This is a genomic window from Clostridium aciditolerans (assembly GCF_016316925.1).
Taxonomy (GTDB): domain Bacteria; phylum Bacillota; class Clostridia; order Clostridiales; family Clostridiaceae; genus Clostridium_AM; species Clostridium_AM aciditolerans.
In genome coordinates this window covers 39,954-59,763 of sequence record NZ_JAEEGB010000041.1, presented here as the reverse complement: position 1 = coordinate 59,763, position 19,810 = coordinate 39,954, and the positions used below count along the sequence as shown (strand labels likewise).

General features: G+C 31.4%; 16 protein-coding genes. 7 read left to right on the top strand and 9 right to left on the bottom strand.

Going from position 1 to position 19,810, the window contains the following annotated elements:
* Nucleotides 1-7 precede the first annotated feature (7 nt).
* The 3 genes from I6U51_RS21950 (at nt 8) to I6U51_RS21935 (ending at nt 4,070) form a co-directional block, all read left to right on the top strand.
* A complete protein-coding gene (locus I6U51_RS21950) occupies nt 8-1,807 on the top strand; it encodes an aminopeptidase P family N-terminal domain-containing protein (RefSeq protein WP_211144696.1) in 1,800 nt (599 codons plus the stop codon).
* 872 nt (nt 1,808-2,679) lie between these two features.
* Nucleotides 2,680-3,381: a pirin family protein gene (locus I6U51_RS21940; RefSeq protein WP_211144695.1), complete on the top strand. Its 702-nt coding sequence runs from the start codon at nt 2,680-2,682 to the stop codon at nt 3,379-3,381.
* 89 nt (nt 3,382-3,470) lie between these two features.
* Nucleotides 3,471-4,070, top strand: coding sequence for a nitroreductase family protein (locus tag I6U51_RS21935; RefSeq protein ID WP_211144694.1), 600 nt, complete (start codon nt 3,471-3,473; stop codon nt 4,068-4,070).
* Nucleotides 4,071-4,348: 278 nt separating this feature from the next.
* Here I6U51_RS21935 and I6U51_RS21930 read toward each other — a convergent pair whose 3' ends face one another.
* From I6U51_RS21930 to I6U51_RS21920, 3 genes are all read right to left on the bottom strand, one after another.
* On the bottom strand, nt 4,349-4,885 hold the full coding sequence (locus I6U51_RS21930) for a hypothetical protein (protein ID WP_211144693.1): 537 nt from the start codon (nt 4,883-4,885) through the stop codon (nt 4,349-4,351).
* A 101-nt stretch (nt 4,886-4,986) separates the two neighbouring features.
* On the bottom strand, nt 4,987-5,673 hold the full coding sequence (locus I6U51_RS21925) for a lysozyme inhibitor LprI family protein (RefSeq protein ID WP_211144692.1): 687 nt from the start codon (nt 5,671-5,673) through the stop codon (nt 4,987-4,989).
* Between the two features lie 333 nt (nt 5,674-6,006).
* The gene (locus tag I6U51_RS21920) at nt 6,007-6,420 is read right to left on the bottom strand and encodes a DUF4418 family protein (RefSeq protein ID WP_211144691.1); all 414 of its coding nucleotides are present in this window, start codon (nt 6,418-6,420) and stop codon (nt 6,007-6,009) included.
* 210 nt (nt 6,421-6,630) lie between these two features.
* Between I6U51_RS21920 and I6U51_RS21915 the strand changes: the two genes are divergently transcribed.
* The 4 genes from I6U51_RS21915 (at nt 6,631) to kynU (ending at nt 11,318) form a co-directional block, all read left to right on the top strand.
* Nucleotides 6,631-7,836 carry an ABC transporter permease gene (locus tag I6U51_RS21915; RefSeq protein ID WP_246517603.1) on the top strand — a complete coding sequence of 402 codons (1,206 nt, stop codon included), beginning with the start codon at nt 6,631-6,633 and terminating at the stop codon, nt 7,834-7,836.
* Nucleotides 7,836-8,501 carry an ABC transporter ATP-binding protein gene (locus I6U51_RS21910; RefSeq protein ID WP_211144690.1) on the top strand — a complete coding sequence of 222 codons (666 nt, stop codon included), beginning with the start codon at nt 7,836-7,838 and terminating at the stop codon, nt 8,499-8,501. The genes I6U51_RS21915 and I6U51_RS21910 overlap by 1 nt, the downstream gene beginning before the upstream one ends.
* Nucleotides 8,502-8,980: 479 nt before the next feature.
* On the top strand, nt 8,981-9,415 hold the full coding sequence (locus I6U51_RS21905; protein WP_211144689.1) for an Lrp/AsnC family transcriptional regulator: 435 nt from the start codon (nt 8,981-8,983) through the stop codon (nt 9,413-9,415).
* Between the two features lie 619 nt (nt 9,416-10,034).
* Nucleotides 10,035-11,318, top strand: coding sequence for a kynureninase (kynU, locus tag I6U51_RS21900; RefSeq protein ID WP_211144688.1), 1,284 nt, complete (start codon nt 10,035-10,037; stop codon nt 11,316-11,318).
* Between the two features lie 174 nt (nt 11,319-11,492).
* Here kynU and I6U51_RS21895 read toward each other — a convergent pair whose 3' ends face one another.
* The 6 genes from I6U51_RS21895 to I6U51_RS21870 form a co-directional block, all read right to left on the bottom strand.
* Complete coding sequence (locus I6U51_RS21895; RefSeq protein ID WP_211144687.1) at nt 11,493-12,917, bottom strand: erythromycin esterase family protein; 1,425 nt, start codon at nt 12,915-12,917, stop codon at nt 11,493-11,495.
* 307 nt (nt 12,918-13,224) lie between these two features.
* A complete protein-coding gene (locus I6U51_RS21890) occupies nt 13,225-14,499 on the bottom strand; it encodes an efflux RND transporter periplasmic adaptor subunit (protein WP_211144686.1) in 1,275 nt (424 codons plus the stop codon).
* The gene (locus tag I6U51_RS21885; protein WP_211144685.1) at nt 14,489-17,578 is read right to left on the bottom strand and encodes an efflux RND transporter permease subunit; all 3,090 of its coding nucleotides are present in this window, start codon (nt 17,576-17,578) and stop codon (nt 14,489-14,491) included. The genes I6U51_RS21890 and I6U51_RS21885 overlap by 11 nt, the downstream gene beginning before the upstream one ends.
* A gap of 49 nt (nt 17,579-17,627) precedes the next feature.
* Nucleotides 17,628-17,960: a hypothetical protein gene (locus I6U51_RS21880; RefSeq protein WP_211144684.1), complete on the bottom strand. Its 333-nt coding sequence runs from the start codon at nt 17,958-17,960 to the stop codon at nt 17,628-17,630.
* A gap of 17 nt (nt 17,961-17,977) precedes the next feature.
* Entirely contained in the window at nt 17,978-19,102 is a 1,125-nt protein-coding gene (locus tag I6U51_RS21875; RefSeq protein ID WP_211144683.1) for an ABC transporter permease, read from the bottom strand.
* Nucleotides 19,102-19,782, bottom strand: coding sequence for an ABC transporter ATP-binding protein (locus tag I6U51_RS21870; RefSeq protein WP_211144682.1), 681 nt, complete (start codon nt 19,780-19,782; stop codon nt 19,102-19,104). The genes I6U51_RS21875 and I6U51_RS21870 overlap by 1 nt, the downstream gene beginning before the upstream one ends.
* Nucleotides 19,783-19,810 lie beyond the last annotated feature (28 nt).

Below are 19,810 nucleotides of genomic sequence, written 5' to 3'. Positions count from 1 at the left end.
AATAGACATGAGTGAAAATGCAAAAGAAATAATTTCGAAACTGAGAGTGGTTATGGAAGAAAAGGGATTGGATGCTTACATTATTCCATCTTCAGATAATCATCAAAGTGAGTATGTAGGAGAATTCTTTAAGGCAAGAGCCTATGTATCAGGGTTTAATGGTGATGCTGGAACAGTTGTCATTACAAAGGATGAAGCAGGGCTTTGGACTGATGGAAGATTTTTTCTACAGGCTGAGTATCAGCTTAAAGGCAGTGGAATCAAGCTCTTTAAAATGGGCAACCCAGGCGTACCTACTATATTGGAATACTTGGAAGCCGAAATGCCTAACAATGGAAAACTAGGATTTGATGGACGTCTTATTGCCATGCAAGAAGGAGAAGAATTTGTTCAGAGACTTGCTAATAAGAATGTGGTGGTTGAGTATAACCATGATCTTGTTGATAGAGTGTGGGAAAACCGTCCTAAGTTAGCAAATGAACCTGTTTTTCTTCTTGAAGAAAAGTATTCTGGTGAAAGTACAGCATCAAAACTTGGCAGAGTAAGAGACGTTATGCAAGAAGTAGGCGCAAATTACCATGTCCTTGCAACCTTGGATGAAATCGCATGGTTGTTAAATATACGTGGAAATGACATCATGTATTCACCATTGATTCTTTCTTATGTGGTTGTTTCCATGGATAAGGTATATTTGTTCATTGAGGAAAGCCGAATTGATGCCAAAATTAAGGAAGTTTTAGCTAAGGATAATGTAGTGCTAAAACCTTACAACGACATTTATGAATATGTTAAAGGCTTCAAGTCTGAAGATGTAGTGCTTATCGACCCAGATCGTATCAACTATGCACTATATAAAGACATTCCAGATCATACAAAAAAAATAAAAATGGACAACCCTTCTGTCCTATTCAAAGCCATTAAAAATCCTGTGGAGCTTGCCAATATTGAAAAAGCTCACGTTAAAGACGGAGTTGCTGTTACTAAGCTCATGTATTGGTTAAAAACAAATATAGGAAAAATAAAAATTACAGAAATCAGCGCTACTGAAAAACTAGAAGAGTTCAGAAAAATGCAGGATAATTACTTATGGCAAAGCTTTGACCCAATTTGTGCTTTCAAGGAACATGCAGCTATGATGCACTATACTTCTACACCTGAAACAGATGTGGAATTTGCAGAAGGAAGCTTCTTCTTAACAGATACTGGTGGAAACTACTTTGAAGGATCAACAGATATCACAAGAACAATTGCCCTTGGCGAAGTGAGCAAAGAGCTTAAGCATCACTTCACAGCTGTGGCTAGAGCTATGATGAATCTATCACGTGCTAAATTTTTGTATGGATGCAAAGGCTACAACTTGGATATATTAGCTAGAGGGCCTATTTGGAATCTAGATATAGATTATAAATGCGGAACCGGTCATGGTGTTGGCTATTTGTCAACTATTCATGAAGCACCTACCGGCTTTAGGTGGTATATAGTACCATCCAAGCACGAAACCCATATATTAGAGGAAGGCATGGTTTTAACTAATGAGCCTGGTATTTATATAGATGGATCTCATGGCATCCGTACAGAGAATGAACTTATTGTTAGAAAAGGTGCTAAAAACGAATTCGGTCAATTCATGCACTTTGATGTTGTAACATATGCTCCAATTGATTTGGATGCTATAGACCCAGAAGACCTTAATCGTGATGAAAAAATGTATTTAAACAATTATCATAAACTTGTGTACGAGAAAGTAGCCCCTCACTTAACTGATGAAGAGCAAGCTTGGTTAAAGTTATATACAAGAGAAGTTTAAAAACTCTTCGGAGGCTTGATTATAATTTAGCTAAAGCGCACTATAAATAGTTTGTTATCAGAGATTTAGCATCTAACTTCCAGTAAAAATTTTATTTTTACTGGAAGTGTATTTTTTTACACTTACTTAAAAAGCTTGTAAGGCCGCAGACCGTTAGGTTGCAAAAATAGTTACACTTCCCCTACCCCAAAAAATTTCAATGAAAAGTTTCAAGTTTTATTTTAAATTAAGTCTTTATAAATAATGTATTATCCCAATCATCTTCTGTAGTAAATCTCTCATCTCTTATATCTTCAATAACATCTATCTTAAGCATATTCTTCTTCCTAAAACCTCTTATACCCCTAAAAAAATATAATTGCTTTAAGTTAAATGATATTACTATAAACATTAGCACTGTTTCTATGTTCGTAGGGCTATGAAGAAAACAATGGTCTAAATGCCATTCTTTTTTCATAACTTATGTTTACAAAAGTGGACACCAAAAGAGAAGATATATATCATACCGGAAGCTACATGGGTTATTTTTGAATGTGATGGATATTTTCAAGAATCTATTCAGACAATCTTTAAGCGATTTCTTACAGGATGGCTTCCCTTTTTCGGGTATAAATATGCTGTATCTTTTTCCTTACTTCAAATATATATTTATTTTTACATAGAGTTCGAGATTATCATCTTTTTAATAATTATTATTGACTAATAATTATATTTATGAGATAATATACTTAAATATTTGAAAATTATCACTAATTAATATAAACTTTATAAATAAGTATTTATAATTTGATATGCTAATAATAAGTACTAGAAAAATTTTATTTAGGTATTAAGCTAAATTTTTAAAGAACAGTTAAAAGGAGAAATATAAAATGTTAAGAAAGATAGAAAGTAACAATATGGGCAGCAGCAATCTTGGATGGCTAAGAAGTAAATTCCACTTTTCTTTTGCAGAGTACTACAATCCAAACAATATAAATTTTGGAGTTTTAAGAGTTATAAATGATGATTTAATTGACCCTAATACTGGATTTGATACTCATCCTCATAAAGATATGGAGATAATATCCTATGTAGTTGATGGTGAGCTTACTCATGAAGACAGTATGGGCAATAAGAACGCTTTAACTCGTGGTGATGTGCAATATATGAGTGCAGGAACAGGAGTGTATCATAGTGAACATAATTTTGGAGAAAATATATTAAGGCTTTTACAAATATGGATATTCCCTGATAAAAAAGATTATGAACCTAACTATGGAGACCACAAATTTAACTGGGATGATAGAAAAAACAAGTGGCTTCATATGGTTTCAAGCAAAGCTGGAAGCGCACCAATAAAAATAAATCAGGATATTAATATTTATTCCTTAGAACTTGAGGAAGGAAAAGAAATTAGGTTCCCAGTAAAGGAAGGAAGACAGGCGTATTTGGTACAAATAGAAGGAAAATCTGAATTAAACAATATTGAGTTAGCCGATAGAGATGGAATGGAAATAGTCGAAGAAGACATTTTGATACAGTCTAAAGAAACTTCTCATATTTTAATTTTAGAAATGAATAAACAAGATTAACCTTCTCTAAATCATAGAAAATTGGAATACATTAAATACTACTTACAAATAATAAAAAAATATTTTATATAAAAATGGAGGGACGATTAATGGCAAAGGATTTTTATACTGCAGTAGCAGACAGACGTACATTTTATGGAATTAGCAAGGAGCCAGTAGTTTCAGATGATAGAATTAAAGAAATTATTGAGCATGCTGTAAAACATACTCCATCATCATTCAATTCTCAAAGTGCAAGAGTAGTCCTATTATTAGGAGAACATCATGATAAATTATGGGACACTACAAAAGAAGCCTTGAGAAAAATTGTACCAGCAGACAAGTTTAGTTCTACTGAAAATAAAATAAATTCATTCCGTAATGGATATGGTACAATTTTATTCTTTGAAGATAATAGTGTAATTGAATCTCTTCAACAACAGTTCGCTCTTTATAAGGATAACTTTCCAATTTGGTCAGAGCAATCAAGTGGCATGCATCAGTATGTTATCTGGACTGGATTAGAAATTGAAGGATTTGGAGTATCCTTACAACACTATAATGAACTTATTGAAGCCGATGTGAAGAAAGAATGGTCAATACCAAATAACTGGAAACTTATTGCGCAAATGCCTTTTGGAAAACCAATAGCGCAACCAGATGAAAAGCAATTCCAACCATTAGAAGATCGTGTTAAGATATTTAAATAAATTATAATTTAATATAGGGTTCCAAGGCGATCATGGCTTACACTCCGAAATATATTTATAACTCTTTGTTACGTAAATATATCCCTCTGTGTAAGTCATTTTTCTTGTTTGAAATGTTGTAGTTTACTTTAGAGTTTAGTTGACATAATATTGTAATTGTTAACTCGATTCAAGAAATAAATATATAAAAAGCAGGTACAAGAACTCTTTAATTCTTATACATGCTTTTAAACTCTATAAATTATAGTTATATTATATAATTTATATTGAACCTAATATCAATAGTCCACTTTATACCAATTCTCATCGGTTTCCTCAATTATTTCTTGAGTACCATCGCTTTTTATTGCCTTCACCTGTACATCTTTGACATCACTGACAGCATACCAAAACCTTTTATCGCCTTTAACCTCAATTATTTTCGCTGGTTTTTCACCTGCATATACTTCAGAAATAGATTTATCATTAATTGCTCCTGAATAAATATATGGGACTTGATTCATTGAAGACCATTTAATAGGTGAATCCCATTGTGCTCCTCTTGTATGTCTCCAATTCCACTTATCCTTTTCTTTTTCAAAATATGCAATAAAAATTTTTTCTTCTTGTTGGTCATTCTCTACAAATATTGCGATGGCATCATTTTCGTGTACAACATTCATTTCCTTATGAATGAGCGAATAAGAATAGTACTTTGATCCTTTGTGCATTTTACCCATAGTTGTATGAAAGAAATTCTCAAATGTTTCTTCCTTTGAACAACCAATTAAAAGTACTATACAAATTAAGAACAAAGAAAAGATTTGCTTTTTCAATTTTCTCTCCCCTCCTATGTTTTTTATAATGGTAAGACATAATGAAATACAAGTGTATAATATTTAACACAAATCTTGACTCTTTCTTGGCCTAAAGTTTATTACTGCATATACTTTTCCACCAATTCATAGCATCTATTTTTTGTTGTATTTGCCATGGAGTTCATATATATAACTGGTTCCATTGTTCCGCCTTTCATTGAAGATGATTCTTCTTTAGCTTTAGCATCTCTATTTGATATCCACCTTATTTCTTCGCTTTGAAGTTTTTTCATATCACTAGCTGATAGTTGTCCTTTTAATACACCATAAATTTCATTCAAAGCATCATCCCATCTTTTATATCTTTCATTTGCAGCCTGTCTCATATATAATGTTGTTCCTGAAGCATCTTTTTCATCTAAAGCCTTTAATTCCAGTTGAATTTTATCTAGTTTAACTCTATACTCCTTTTTCTTGCTTGCTTTTTTATCTTTATTTTTTTCTTTTTCTGTTTTAGCTAACTCAGAGTCAATTCTCCCCTTTAATTTATTAATATTAGCTTTTTGGGTTTCATCTAATTCCTTACTATTTAAATGTTCTATTAAAGCCTTAGCTTCACCATACTTTTTTTCATCAATTAAGCTGCTCACTTTATTAATACTATTGTCAACTTCTTCTTTAACTTTTACCTTATCCTCTATTTTAGTCTTTGATGTGTCGTTATCCGTATTTTTTACAGTGCTTTTTCCACACCCAACTGTTACTAATGCCAATACTAACACTAGAACTCCTAAAATCTTTTTCATGTTCATATTCCTCCAGTAATAATAAAATACTGTAATATTTTTGATTTAATTATACCATATTATGCTAAAATAGATATTAACGTGGCAAGTTTATCAAAAGAAACACACTGTTGAAGTATTGATCTAAGTCTTACCATTCCTACCTATTCTTTGCCACAATGTATTTTTGAAATAAAAAAAGCAAGCGAGAGAATCTTTTAATTCTCGCACTTACGTTTTAAATTACATAAAGCTCTATATGAAATATTCCTTTCAATATAGGCTTTTATATATTATATTCTTAAAGAATATATAACTAAGATGCCCTCTCTTAATTTAATCTAATAAAATGATTTATAGCTTTCTTCTTTCTCCCATAAATAGAGATATAAGTCCACAAATTGTAGTAACTACACCGCCTCCACGAATCCATGCAGCGGTTTTATGGCAGTCCATAGTATCCTTCATACATATTCCAATTCCAATTGTTGAACCATATGTAACTACTAGAAGCATAATTCCTATAGCTATGAATGTCCAAGGCTTTTTAGTTTTTGTAAGAACTGATTCTATTGCAGCCACTATTAATACTATTGATAATAGTATAGAAGCTTGTCCTGTATAATAGCACTTCATATGAGTCATATTTCCACTTTTTAGTTCTAATATTCCTTTACAAACTGGTGCCCATACAACTATTGAACCTATTATAATAAGTCCTATTATTACTAAGATTCCACTGATAATTTTCTGTGATTTAATTTGCATTTAATCCCCTCCTGCTTAATTACCTATTTAAAAATCTCCAGTTATGATATATCAAAGACCTGTAAAATTCAAATAATATTTTATTATAGTTATCAACACCTGTATAATTTTTTTCTATAATAGAGAACTCTATATTTTCTATTACTGATTATTTTCTATGCTATAATCTTATTGTTGTCTATGATTTTAGAAGGGAGCAATTTAATTTAAATGAATATTGTAAAATTAGCTTATCTTAATGTAGTAAGAAGAAAAAGTCAGTCTTTACTTACAGGAATTATTACAGCACTAACTATTCTTATATTCGTATTAGTTTTTTCTATTTTTTCAATAGTACAAAATGGATTAACTCTTAGTACTGAAAGATTAGGTGCTGATATAATAGTTCTTCCAAACAAAGCGAATTCAGACTCATTAAAAACACTTTTCACAGGTACACCACAGAATATATATATGTCAAAAGATATAGAGTCTAAGCTTAAAAGTATAAATGGTATAGAAAAAACTACACCACAGTTTTTTACAGCTACAATGCCTGGGATTGGATGTTGCAGTTATGGTGATACATTACGTCTCGTAGGAATGGATCAAAATTCTGATTTCATATTAAAACCTTGGTTTGAAGAATATAGTGTCAAGTCACTAGCAAATGATGAAGTTATTATAGGTAGAAATGTAGAAGCAATAATAGGTGATAAAGTTTCAATTTTAGGTCATCCTTTTAAAATAGTAGGAACTCTATATAATACCGGAAGCGGCATGGATTATACTATATTTATGAACATAGATAAAGCTAGATCATTAGCTAAGGAAAAATTCTCTGCAGAATTATGGAATGGAAGTACACCAGAAAATTTGGTTTCATCTATATTAATAAAAACTTCTAAAGGAGCGAATATAGATAAGATTGTAGATAAAATAAACAATGCTGATTTAGGGGTTAAAGCTACATCTACAACCGGTTCTATAACTAGCATAAAAAAGCAATTATCCTCTGTCTCTAAAATAATATTATTTCTATGGCTAGCTTTACTATTAATTTCCTCCTTAGCTCTCATTGGCAGATTCAACTCACTTGCAAAAGAGAGAAAAAAGGAAATAGGTTTCCTAAGAGCTATGGGCATCCAAAAGAGTGGAATATTTAAATTAGTAATTTCTGAAGCTTGGATTATTGCTGGATTAGGGGGACTTATAGGAAGTATCTTAGGAGTTATATTGGTAAAACCAACTCTATCCATACTAGAAGGAGCAGTTTTACTTCCTCAAGGTCAGTGGTCATTATCCACAGCAGTAGTAAATATCATCATAGGTCTAGCAGCTTCTCTTTTATTGGGACTTGCAGCAGCTATTTATCCTGCATGGAAGAGCTCCAGTTTAGTACCTCAGGAAGCTATTTCGAAAGGAGATATAGGATAATGGAAATTTGTCGTTTAGTGAATGTTAAAAAATCATATGAATCTGGTGAAGAGGTTACACCTATAGAGCAAGTTTCCCTAATTATAAATTCTGGAGATTTTATATGCATCGAAGGACCTTCAGGAATAGGTAAAAGCACCCTACTGTATATAATTGGTGGACTTTTAGATGCCACTTCTGGTGATATTTACATAGATGGTAAGAACATAAATACTATGACTGACAAGGAACTTACAGATATACGAGGAGATAAAATAGGTTTTATATTTCAAGATAGCAACCTGATACAAGCTCTAACTATTGAAGAAAACTTACTTTTTGTACAATCTATGAGTTGCAAGAAAAAAGATTATACGCAAATAAAATATTACTTAACTCGTCTAGGTCTTTGGGAGCGAAGAAATTATCTACCTAGTGAAATAAGTGGCGGGCAGCGCAGACGTGCGATGGTGGCCTGCGCCCTTATAAAAGATCCTCTATTAATACTAGCGGATGAACCTACTAACGATTTAGACGAACATTGGGCAAAGGAAGTGCTAAGTCTTCTATCTGAAGCTGTAGATAATGGTAAAAGCGTCGTACTAGTAACTCATAATACTCATTGGGCCGAAAAAGCACACTTAAGATTTGATTTAAGCCAAGGTGTGCTCTATAGGAAAATATAGTTATAGTAAGTCCTTTTTATTTTATAATTAGTTATCACAGCCTTTTGCTCTTACAAAGCCATATAAGATTTTATAAAATTATGGAGAAAAGCCTTAAATACTAGGCTTTTCTCCATTTTCTTCTTATACGTTCCTGTAAAATTTTATGAGGTCCCTTTGTAAGGGCTGGCTGCAATTGCTTCCTGTGTGGAGGGTTTGATTATAACCAATAAAGAAGGAGTCTACCATATTCGGAAATATCTAATTTTAGAGAAAAATATTCTACATTTTCTCAATAATATACATATATAGAATATAATGTTATAATTGGCATATGAATAATCTATAATTTAGTACACACTTGTAGGCTATGACAAAGCAATGTATAAATTAATGGAAACCTAAAAATGACTTTCATTAAAAGTTGTTACATTATTATCACTATTCTAAAACATAGCCTTAAATTAAAATAATAATAAACTATAAGGGGTAGTTTTATTATGGATGAAATAGATAAAAAAATTATTGAATTATTACAAGAGAACTCCCGTATTTCAATTACTGACATTGCAAAAATAATTAATCTTTCTAGACCAAGCGTTAGTGAAAGAATTGAAAAATTAATTGAAAAAGGTGTGTTGGAAAAATTCACTACCTATGTTCCTGCTCATAAAGTTGGTCATGAGGTCAGCTTTTTTATGGAGATTAGTAATATAAAGATTTCTTTTGATAAACTAGTTAATATTCTTCTGTCAAATGAATACATAACTGAAATTCATTGTGTAACTGGCAATACTAATTATATTGTGCGTGCATCCATGCCAAATATAGAAATGATGAATCAATTATTATCTGAATTAATGAAATATAGTCATGTAGTTACATCAATAGTTCTACATTCACCTCTAGCTCATAGACCAATAAAGCCACTTTAAGCTTAATTTAAAAATATGTCCATTGCTAAAATTTTTTACTTTATATTTGATTTGCTCTAAAATCATAAGCTTACTTCTACTCAAATTCTATAATGAAACTAACTAGAAAGTCGACTTATACAAAGGGATATGTTTCCAAAGCTGAAAGTAGATTTAAAAATTTTGCGTCAGTCTTAGTGAAAGGTTTTAAGACAACCTTAACCTTAGCACCTTCGAGTTGGTGAAAAGCCTAAATGGCTTTTCACGAGCGACTTATCAATGTTAATTGATAAGTTGGTCCGACTGAGCGTAGCGACTTATGTTATATGAAACTCCTCTTCCTTATGTCAGAGGAGTAAGCGATTCACGCAAAATCTTAGATTTTGGTTCTCTGCTTAAAACATAAGCTCTAGACTGACTAAAAGTTTTTAACGTACTGAAGTTTGGAAACATATCCCGGGGTATAAGCTAGCTTTCGGTCTAGTATTCTTATCTATTCCTTCATGTTGTAAATTATCTATAAATATCATCTTCTTTTTGAAGGAGATACACTGTAATATTCTTCGAATATTTATGTTTAAATTAGCATATTTATATTATTATTTCTCTATGAAGTTAAAATTTTAAGGGGGAATATGTTATGAAGTATGAATTTAAGGATGGATTAGAATTTGCCAAGGAATTAGACAAGCTAGATAAGCTCCATAATACTAGAGATCGTTTTTATCTAAATGAAGGTGAAATCTACATGGATGGAAATTCTCTAGGATTAAGCTCCAAGGACGCTGAGGAGTCTTTATTGAATATCTTCAATGTTTGGCGTACAGAAGGAATCAAAATATGGGGTGTTGAAGATGGACGCTACTTTAATTTTTCAAAAAATCTTGCAGAGAAATTAAAAAATTTAATAAATGCAGATGCAAATGAAATCATTGTAATGGGAAGTACTACTTCAAATATTCATCAAGGATTGGCCACTTTCTATAAACCAACAAAAGAAAGATACAAAATTATTGTTGATGAATTAAATTTCCCTACAGATATTTATGCTGTTAAGAGCATGCTTAATCTTAAGGGTTACAAGATTGAAGATGCGTTAATTGAAATCAAAAGCAGAGATGGACGCACTATTTGTGAAGAAGATATTATGTCAAAAATGGCTGATGATGTTGTATTAATACTATTGCCATCAGTTCTATATCGTAGTGCTCAGCTTTTAGATATGGAACTAATTACTAGCGAAGCTCATAAGCATGGAATTGTTGTTGGATGGGATTTATGCCACTCAATAGGATCCGTTCCTCATGACTTTAAGAAAATTGATCCTGATTTTGCAGTTTGGTGCTCATATAAATATCTAAATGCTGGACCTGGCGCAACTGCTGGTATGTATATAAATAGAAAGCACTTTAATAAAAGCACTGGACTTAGAGGTTGGTTTGGAAGTAAAGATGAAAGTCAATTCCTAATGAGTCATGATTTTGATCAAGATAAAGATGCAAATGGATGGCTACTCGGAACTCACAATATGTTTTCAATGGCACCTTTAGATGGAGTTCTAAATATCTTTAATGAAGTTGGGATGGAAAGCATACGTACTAAATCGCTGCATATTACTGCATACTTAATGTATTTAATCGATAATAAATTATCTAAATATGGATATTCAATTGGCAATCCTCGTGAAGATCATCGCCGCGGAGGTCATGTTTGTTTAGAGCATGATGAAGCATATAGAATAAGCCTAGCACTACGTGATAACAATGTAATTCCCGACTATCGTGAACCAAATGTTATTCGTCTAGCTCCTATTGCATTATATACTTCTTACGAAGAGGTTTATAATTTAGTAGAAATTCTCGAAAGGATTGTTAAAGATAAAGAATTTGAAAACTATTCATTAAAAAGAGTAACAGTATTATAGGCATACGGTTGGGTACCTATATAGATAAATGTGCTTAAAAGCTGGCTTATTCTTAATTAAATACATTGATATACAAGGCTTCTAATGAAGGAATAAGTCAACTTTATAGTTAAGAAATCTATAACAACCCCCAGAAGTAAAATTAAAAATCCATTATCCCTGGGGGTGAATTAATTATTGTGTTAAACTTTTTATTGTTCTAAATATTCCTTTGTATATAGATGTTTCAGCATCTCCATCCTCTATTTTTGTCTCATAGCCTTTAATTCCTATAGCTGCTGTGGTTTTCTTAACAAATATTAAACCATCATAGGATTCCATAGGTACCTCTGGCAGCATCCATTGGTTAGGTCTTCCATTATAAATAGCTCCAATGCTATGAATCAATTGTTTTTGTGATAACCATGCTGAAATATTGGTATCCTTCGAAGCTGATTTAAAATCTATAAAACTTAAAGGGACACCTGTCTTTTCAAAACTATATGCAAAAGAATTCGAATCTGAGCTGGATATATTAAATTTTGCTAAACCTGAGCCTATTGTTTGACCTCTACTATCACATGGAATAGCCCTAAAACTGCCTTGATAAAAATCAAATCCTATTGCGTAATACTCATCATTAAACATCTCTTTAAGATTCTGTCCCATTGATTTATAGTTACTAATTTTTTTAGTTATATGTCCATTATGTGCCCAAAGCATAATTTTATCATTACCAAATTGTTTTTCATAATCTAAAATCCATTTAGCATTTTGTGCCATGCAATGGTCTCTTGTATTACTTGCTTTTCCCCAGCCTTCAGTTTTTGTTATTATTACATATTCTACGCATTGATTAATAACATTTAAATCCTGAAGTACTTTTTCATATTCACTAATAGAACTCTTGTTAACATAATCTTGTTTTTTCTCTTCAAAGATATTTTTTAATTGTTCAGTACCTTTTTTAATATTCTCTAATTTTTCTTTATCTAATGAATACAGTTTATCGTTCACATCTGATAATTTCCCTTTAAACTCTGACAATTTATTATTATCAACTTTTTTTATATACTCTAAAACTCTAGCACTATTTTTATCGCCAGACTGCATATCAAACCCATAAAATTTAATTTTTGTTTTATGTTCAGGATTTTCATTATAATTTCTCATCCACTCTACCATGTCAACTACTTCTTCTGTTGACCATGTCCAAAATTTCATAGACTTAATGGCATCCTCTGCATTTCCCTTTCCATAAAGTATATAATCATTAACATCTTGAGCTCCACCAAATTCAGCTTCTATGGCAAAAAGTCTATATCCCATTTTTTCAACTAAAAACTCAAACATGCGGTGCTTCATTTCAAAAAATTCTTTAGTACCATGAGTGGCTTCTCCCATTGCCACAATTTTTTTATCTTTTAGTATTTCTTGAAGTTTATCTAAGTCCTCAAATCCATTCCCAGCTTTTGTAGTTTTTAATGGTATTATCTTATTTTGCAAATCAACACTTTGTGCTTCTTCTGCTTTTCCACTTATGCATCCCCAATTAAATAAAATAAGACTTAAAAATAATATAGAAAATAAAATTCTTAAGTAACTTTTTAAAGTTTTCACACGTATCCCTCCATTTACAATATTTTAGTTTATACCCATTTAATTTATAATAACATATAAGCAAAAATTTTAAACCAATATGATACAAATTATACATATTTAAGTACCAAATGTCACTTTTCATAACTTATATTTAGTTGTAAAATTAATCTTTTTAAGGGTTTATGCAGGTTTTGTCAGCATCTTTATCCGTTAAAAAGCCCTCTGAAGCAAAAAACTATTCGATGTCGCTACTAACAAAAATATCAGCCCTAATTAAATTAAAAAGAAAACTTCAATTGAAAGCAATTGAAGTTTTCTTTTATGTTTATTTTACTATATTCACCTTTTCACCATCAGCTAAAATGCTTTGTCCTTCAGTAATTATATCATTATTTTCTTTTATATTACCTGATACTTCTGTGAATTTATTATTTGAAATTCCAGTGTTTACAGACACCTTTTTAATCTTGCCATTTTCCACTGTATAAATATAATTTACGCCATTCTCTATTTTAATAGCTTGATTAGGAACAATTAAAACATTATCCTTGCTTTCAGCTTGTAAAGATACTTTGGCAAACATACCAGACTTTATCTCTCCATTAGCGTTATCAACTTTAATCTTAACAATATAGGAGTTGTCTTTAGAGTTAGCCTCTGGACTTATTGTCTCTATAACACCTGGCATTTCTTTATTTTCTAGTGCACTTACAACTACTGGTATCGATTGTCCTACTTGAAGTCTGCCTAGCATTTTATCTGGAACAGTAATCTCTGCAGTTACACTAGTTGAATCTATAACTGTAACAGAACCGGATTGACCCCCTGCCATTTGGCCTACTTCAACATCTTTTGCTGCTACTATTCCTGAAATAGGTGATGTAATTTTAGCATTATTTATTTGAATTTGCACAGAATTTACACCTGCCTGTGACTGTGCTACTTGGGCAGCTGCAGCTTTTGTATTTTGAGGTCCAATTTTATCTAGTAATAAATTTAAGTTAGTTTGATCTGCATTCAAATCTATAGATGCATTGTCATATTGAGTTTTTGCATCATCTAATTCCTTTTTTGCTATAGCTCCTGCTGCGTATAATTTTTGCATTTTATCATAATTGTCCTTAACATCATTAAATCTCACTTGTGCTTTTTGAAGGGATTGTTCTGCTTGAGACACCTGCTGCGCCAATCCTGAATCACTCGTTTTTTCTAAGTTAGCACTTGCTGCTTGAAGCCCTGCCTGTTGTGCCTGAAGATTTGCCTCTAACTCTGCTGTATCTAGTGTATATAATAATTGCCCTGCAGTAACTTTGTCTCCTACGTTAACATTAACACTAGCAACTCTTCCTCCAGTTTTAGGGAAAACAGCTACTTGAGTTTTAGCTTTTAAATTACCTGGGAATTCTACTTCTGCTGATATACTGCCGAGCTTTATTTTTTGTGTCTTAACATTTCTTATTTCTTCTTTTGCTTCTATTCCTTTATTTTTCTTTAAAGAACGGATACCCTGGAATGCAAAGACAACTACTAAAATCAAAACTAAAATTGATATTACTTTCTTTTTTTTAATCTTTTTTATACTAATTCCTTTAAAGTTCATATTCTCCTGCCTCCTTTACCTTTTTACTTCTCTTCTTTCTAAAAATAAAGTTTTTAAAATCATCTATAAATGTATATACTACCGGTAATACAATAGGTGTAACTACAGTCGATACAATCATACCACCTATTATTACTACCCCCATGCTCCTTTTCATCTCACTTCCCTCTCCTAACGCTAGTGTAACTGGAAGCATAGCAACTATCATTGTGGCAGATGTCATTATTATAGGTCTTAATCTTGTCATACCTGATTCTATAAGGGCATCTCTTAAAGTCATACCTCTTTTCATCAGTGTATTAGTATAATCTATTAGCAATGTACCATTTTTAGAGGATAGTCCTTCAAGCATTATTATTCCGATTCCTGACATTACATTTAAGCTTTGTCCGGTTACTGCTAAGGCAATCAACGCCCCCATTAAAGCAAAAGGCAATGCAACCATTCTTATAGCTGGTGTTAAGTAAGACTCATAAAGTACAACTAATATCATGTATATGAGAGCTATAGATGCTCCAAGTGCCAGCATAAGAGATCTACCGGCCTCATTCATACTTTTGTCTTCTCCTCCAAAGCCTATAGTATATCCGCTCGGTACTTTAAGGGATTTTAATTTAGCTTTAATATCATTAATAACTGGTCCAGCTACTCTGCCTTGAACGTTAGCATCTACAACAGCTACATCCTGTTTACCTTCTCGTTCTATAGATGGAGGAGTATCTGTTTTTTCAACAGTTGCAACTTGGCTTAGTAATATTTGCTGTCCTTGAGAATTGGAAACTTTTATATTTTTGATATCATTAATACTTTGTACTTCTCCCTTCATAAATTTAAGAGTTATATCATTTTCTTCATTATTTGCTCTATAAACTCCTACCTGATTACCTGATAATGCAACTCTTATAACACCACCTATATCTGAAGTATTAAGTCCATATTTAGAAGCAGCTAATCTATCTACACTTATTCTTATTTCGCTATTTCTTACTTTTGTTGAATTTCCTATATCCGTTGTTCCAGGGATTGATTTCAATAATTTTTCAACTTCATTTGATAATGCTTTTAATGTATCTTCATCTTTTCCTTTTATTTTAATAGCTATTGGTTTACCACTTCCGCCACCGCTATCTGATTCTGTTACTTGAAAATCTATTCCAGGTATCTTTTTACCAAACTCACGAACCTCACTTGCAACCTCACTTTGACTCTTTTTACGTTCTTTCTTAGGAACTAAATTAACATAAAGTCTAGCAACAGCTTTATCCGAACCAGACTGACCATTTCCTCCGACTATTGTAAAGTAATTTTTTATTTCTTTAGTTTTATGCAAATAATTTTCTACTTCAACTACCTTTTCATTTGTTTGTTTTAGTGTAGAACCAGGACTTAGTGATATATCTATAGAGATAAAGCTTTGATCAGATTTAGCCATAAATTCTGTATTTATCATTCCAGTTAAAAGAAGTGCTATACTGAATACTATACCTGATATAGATATAATTAAGACTTTCCATCTATTATTTAATGACCACAAAAGAGACCTTTTGTATAATTTTAAAACTTTGCTAAATAGCCCATTTTTCTCTGCTTTTTCTTTCTTTTGAATATCTGTTTTTTTAAGTAATCTAGATGCCAGCATTGGAGTAAGGGTAAAAGAAACTATAAGAGAAAACATTGTAGCTATAGCTATCGTTAATCCAAATTCTCTAAAAATTTGTCCTATCATACCTGACATAAAAGCAATAGGTACAAATATAACAATATCGCACAAACTTATAGCAATGGCCGCAAGACCTATTTCTCTACGACCAGTAATAGATGCATCTATAGGATTTTTCCCCATATCCAAATGTCTTTGTATACTTTCTATTACTACTATAGAGTCGTCTACCAGAGTACCTATAACTAAAGATAACCCCAGCAAGGACATTAAGTTTAGAGTAAAATTAAATTCATACATAAGGAAAAAGGTAGCTATAAGGGATGTTGGTATAGCAACTAACACCACTATTGAAGAACGTAAACTTCTAAAAAATAAATAAAGCACTACTGCAGTGGTTACTATTCCTTCTAGAAGATTATGTTTTATCTCCGTTAAAGCAGAAGTAATAAAAACAGTATTATCAAATGCAACATCTATGTTCATTCCTTTAGGTATAGTTTTTTTAATTTCTTCTAGTTGTTTTTTCACATTATCAGCTACTTCTACTATATTGGCATCACTTTGTTTTGTAACCATTATTCCTATGGTCTTATTATTCTTAAATCTTATTGTGGTATTAGCTTCTGGAACTTCCAAATCTATTTTAGCTATATCGGAAAGGTGTATACTCCCTCCTGATAAGGTTGGTATTTGCAAATTTTTAACATCATTAATGTTGCTGAATTGACCAACTACTCTTACAGACTCGTCCATATCCTCCTGCTTAATTTCTCCACCTGGTATGTTTAAATTATCCGCTTGAAGCTTTTGTGCTATAGAGTTAACACTTACTCCATAATAACTCATGGCTGTTTTATCAAGTTTTATCATTAGTTGTTTTTTCTGTCCACCTACTATGTTAACTTTTCCTACTCCTGTTACCTTTTCGAGTTCATCTTTTAATTTATCAGATTCATTATAAAGCTCGTCATAATTAGCAGCTCCATTTACAGAAAGAATTAAAATTGGTTGATCACTAACGCTCATTTTATACAGGATAGGCTTATCAGCATCCTTTGGGAGCTTACCTGATGCATTTTCAACTGCTTTCTGAACATCTAAATAAGCTGTGTTTGTATCTGCACTCATTTTAAAAGTTATTGTAACTGTACCATATCCTTCTTTTGCACTGGAGTTAATTGTATCAATACCACTAATTCCAGATACAGAATCTTCTATAGGTTTTATAATATCCTTCTTTATATCCTCTGCACTAGCTCCGTTATAAGCAGTAGTTATTGATATAACAGGTATATTCATGGATGGCAATAAATTTGATCCCATTTTTTTATATCCAATGACACCTAATGTAAGTATTAGCACTACTGCCATCCATATTGCAGTTGGTCTTTTTACTGATATTTCGGTTATACTCATGTTTGTCCCCCTTTTTAATATTTTCTATCAAATAGTTTACATACAATTTTTATTTTTTTAAAATTTCAAACCTTACACTTTTAATGGCATATGTAGTAATAAAGCTTTTAAAATTACCACTATGTTTTTTCAATACATTACGCAGCATATATCCAATTATCGGCAATAGTATAGTTACAAGTACTTCCGAAAATAACGTATTATTTCCAAGATATATTGGCAAACTTGGAAAAACAAGATGCATAATAAGAAAAACAGGTGCTAATAAACAAATATAAGCAATAGTATATATACTGCCAAATAATAAACACATAGATAAAATTAATGGTGCAAATATAAATATGTTAAATGCACTAACTATTATATTTATAGTCTTATTCATTGATAATTCCTTTCTTTTTAAATATTAAGATATTTATAATCCATAGCCTTAAGGTTCCTTAAAGGTGGAATCATGTTACTTATGGATACAAATAGTGGAACTAGAAAAGCAGTAAAAATGCTACCTACATGAAAACTATAGACATATTGACCATTAGGTTTAAAAACTACTATATTTAGTAATTCTACTGCTATTATGGTGAATGCAACGCCAAAAATAAATGCCAATAAGTTTAGGGTTATATTTTCTTTTAAAATTCTCTTATATATAGTGGTTTTTTTATATCCAATAGCAATTAAAATAGCAAATTCATCTTTTCTGTTTGAAAACAATATATGATTTAAGTTACCAAGTGAAATACATAAAACTGAGATTACTATAAAATTAAGAATAAATTTAAGAGAATTCATAATCTTAAACAGCTCATTCAATTCGTCATATGCAGACCTATAATCAATAATGGTAACTTTACTTTCTTTCATAGCTGTAAGTTCATCATTAATCATTTTGTCATTTTTATTTTTTAGAGAAAACATTAAACTTTGTTTTAGCACCTCTTCTCTTTTGGCATATCCAGCATTAGTTGTTATCATGGTGTCTACAGTTCCATCGATTATACCGCATACCTTATATCTCTTATTTAAAATTACATTTGAATCAGGATCTTTACTTAAATAGTCTCCTATTTTAATTTTATTTTGTTTTGCAATTTTAAGGGGTATAAGTAGTTCATTGCTGTTTGCTGAAGGAAGTTTTCCTTCTACAAGTTTTATATCGAAAGCTTTAAGAATTTTAGGAATATCCTCTTCAAAAACATTAAAACCTTCAGTACTAATATCACCAAAAGGACTTTTATATCGAAAACTTCCAATATTGTTTATAATGGGTATTATATACTCTACATTGCTAGCTTCCTCAATTTTATTTAAAATTTTATCTGGCATAGGATCTTTAGTATTAGATCTTACACTTGTTACTTTTTCAAATATATTTAAAGAACCCCGGTTTATTTGAAATATGCTGCTGTATAATATTATTGAAAAGAAATATATAATAAATATACCTAATGCCATACATATAAAACCTGGCAGCACCTTCTTTGCGTTATTTTTTAGATAAGCGATCGTTGAGAGAGGTTTCATTATATTCCTCCCCTGCTTTTACCAATGGAAGCAATAGCACCATCAAACATATTGATAACATAATTAGCGTTCTTTAAAATACTATGATCATGGGTTACTACTATAATCATCTTATCTTTTTTATAGCTCTCAATAAATTTCATTACTTCTACGGCACCAGTAGAATCTAATGCTGCTGTTGGTTCATCTGCAAAAATTACTTTTGGATCTCCTATTAATGCTCTCGCAATAGCAACCCTTTGCCTTTGACCTCCAGAGAGCTGATAAGGTTTTTTGCTTGCAAAATGGGCAAGCCCAAGATTATCCAGTATGGATACTGCTTTTTCCTTTGCCTCTCTGCTATCATCATTTATTGGTACTAATACATTTTCCAGTACAGTCAAATATTCAATTAAAAAATGTCTCTGAAAAATAAATCCAAAATCTCTTCTTCTTATATCAGCACTTTCAGAAGGAGGAATTTTATTATAATTTATATCTTTATAATAAACCTTTCCTGAGGTCGGTATTTTAAAACCTGCTAGTGCATAAAGAAGAGAGCTTTTTCCACTTCCTGAAGGTCCCATAATTCCAATAAATCTATCACCATCTAGAGAAAGGTTTATATCCTTAAGTGCATAGGTTTCAGCTTCTTTCCCTATATCATAAACTAAATTTACACTTTCCATTCTAAAAATCATAATATTCTCTCCTTAGGCATCTTCAAAA

Excerpts from the sequence above, each read along its gene's own strand:
- I6U51_RS21890 (WP_211144686.1), bottom strand. The coding sequence starts at position 14,499 with ATGAACTTTAAAGGAATTAGTATAAAAAAGATTAAAAAAAAGAAAGTA.
- I6U51_RS21870 (WP_211144682.1), bottom strand. The coding sequence starts at position 19,782 with ATGATTTTTAGAATGGAAAGTGTAAATTTAGTTTATGATATAGGGAAA.
- I6U51_RS21885 (WP_211144685.1), bottom strand. The coding sequence starts at position 17,578 with ATGAGTATAACCGAAATATCAGTAAAAAGACCAACTGCAATATGGATG.
- I6U51_RS21915 (WP_246517603.1), top strand. The coding sequence starts at position 6,631 with ATGAATATTGTAAAATTAGCTTATCTTAATGTAGTAAGAAGAAAAAGT.
- I6U51_RS21910 (WP_211144690.1), top strand. The coding sequence starts at position 7,836 with ATGGAAATTTGTCGTTTAGTGAATGTTAAAAAATCATATGAATCTGGT.
- I6U51_RS21875 (WP_211144683.1), bottom strand. The coding sequence starts at position 19,102 with ATGAAACCTCTCTCAACGATCGCTTATCTAAAAAATAACGCAAAGAAG.
- I6U51_RS21940 (WP_211144695.1), top strand. The coding sequence starts at position 2,680 with ATGTTAAGAAAGATAGAAAGTAACAATATGGGCAGCAGCAATCTTGGA.
- kynU (WP_211144688.1), top strand. The coding sequence starts at position 10,035 with ATGAAGTATGAATTTAAGGATGGATTAGAATTTGCCAAGGAATTAGAC.
- I6U51_RS21935 (WP_211144694.1), top strand. The coding sequence starts at position 3,471 with ATGGCAAAGGATTTTTATACTGCAGTAGCAGACAGACGTACATTTTAT.
- I6U51_RS21880 (WP_211144684.1), bottom strand. The coding sequence starts at position 17,960 with ATGAATAAGACTATAAATATAATAGTTAGTGCATTTAACATATTTATA.
- I6U51_RS21925 (WP_211144692.1), bottom strand. The coding sequence starts at position 5,673 with ATGAAAAAGATTTTAGGAGTTCTAGTGTTAGTATTGGCATTAGTAACA.
- I6U51_RS21950 (WP_211144696.1), top strand. The coding sequence starts at position 8 with ATGAGTGAAAATGCAAAAGAAATAATTTCGAAACTGAGAGTGGTTATG.
- I6U51_RS21920 (WP_211144691.1), bottom strand. The coding sequence starts at position 6,420 with ATGCAAATTAAATCACAGAAAATTATCAGTGGAATCTTAGTAATAATA.
- I6U51_RS21905 (WP_211144689.1), top strand. The coding sequence starts at position 8,981 with ATGGATGAAATAGATAAAAAAATTATTGAATTATTACAAGAGAACTCC.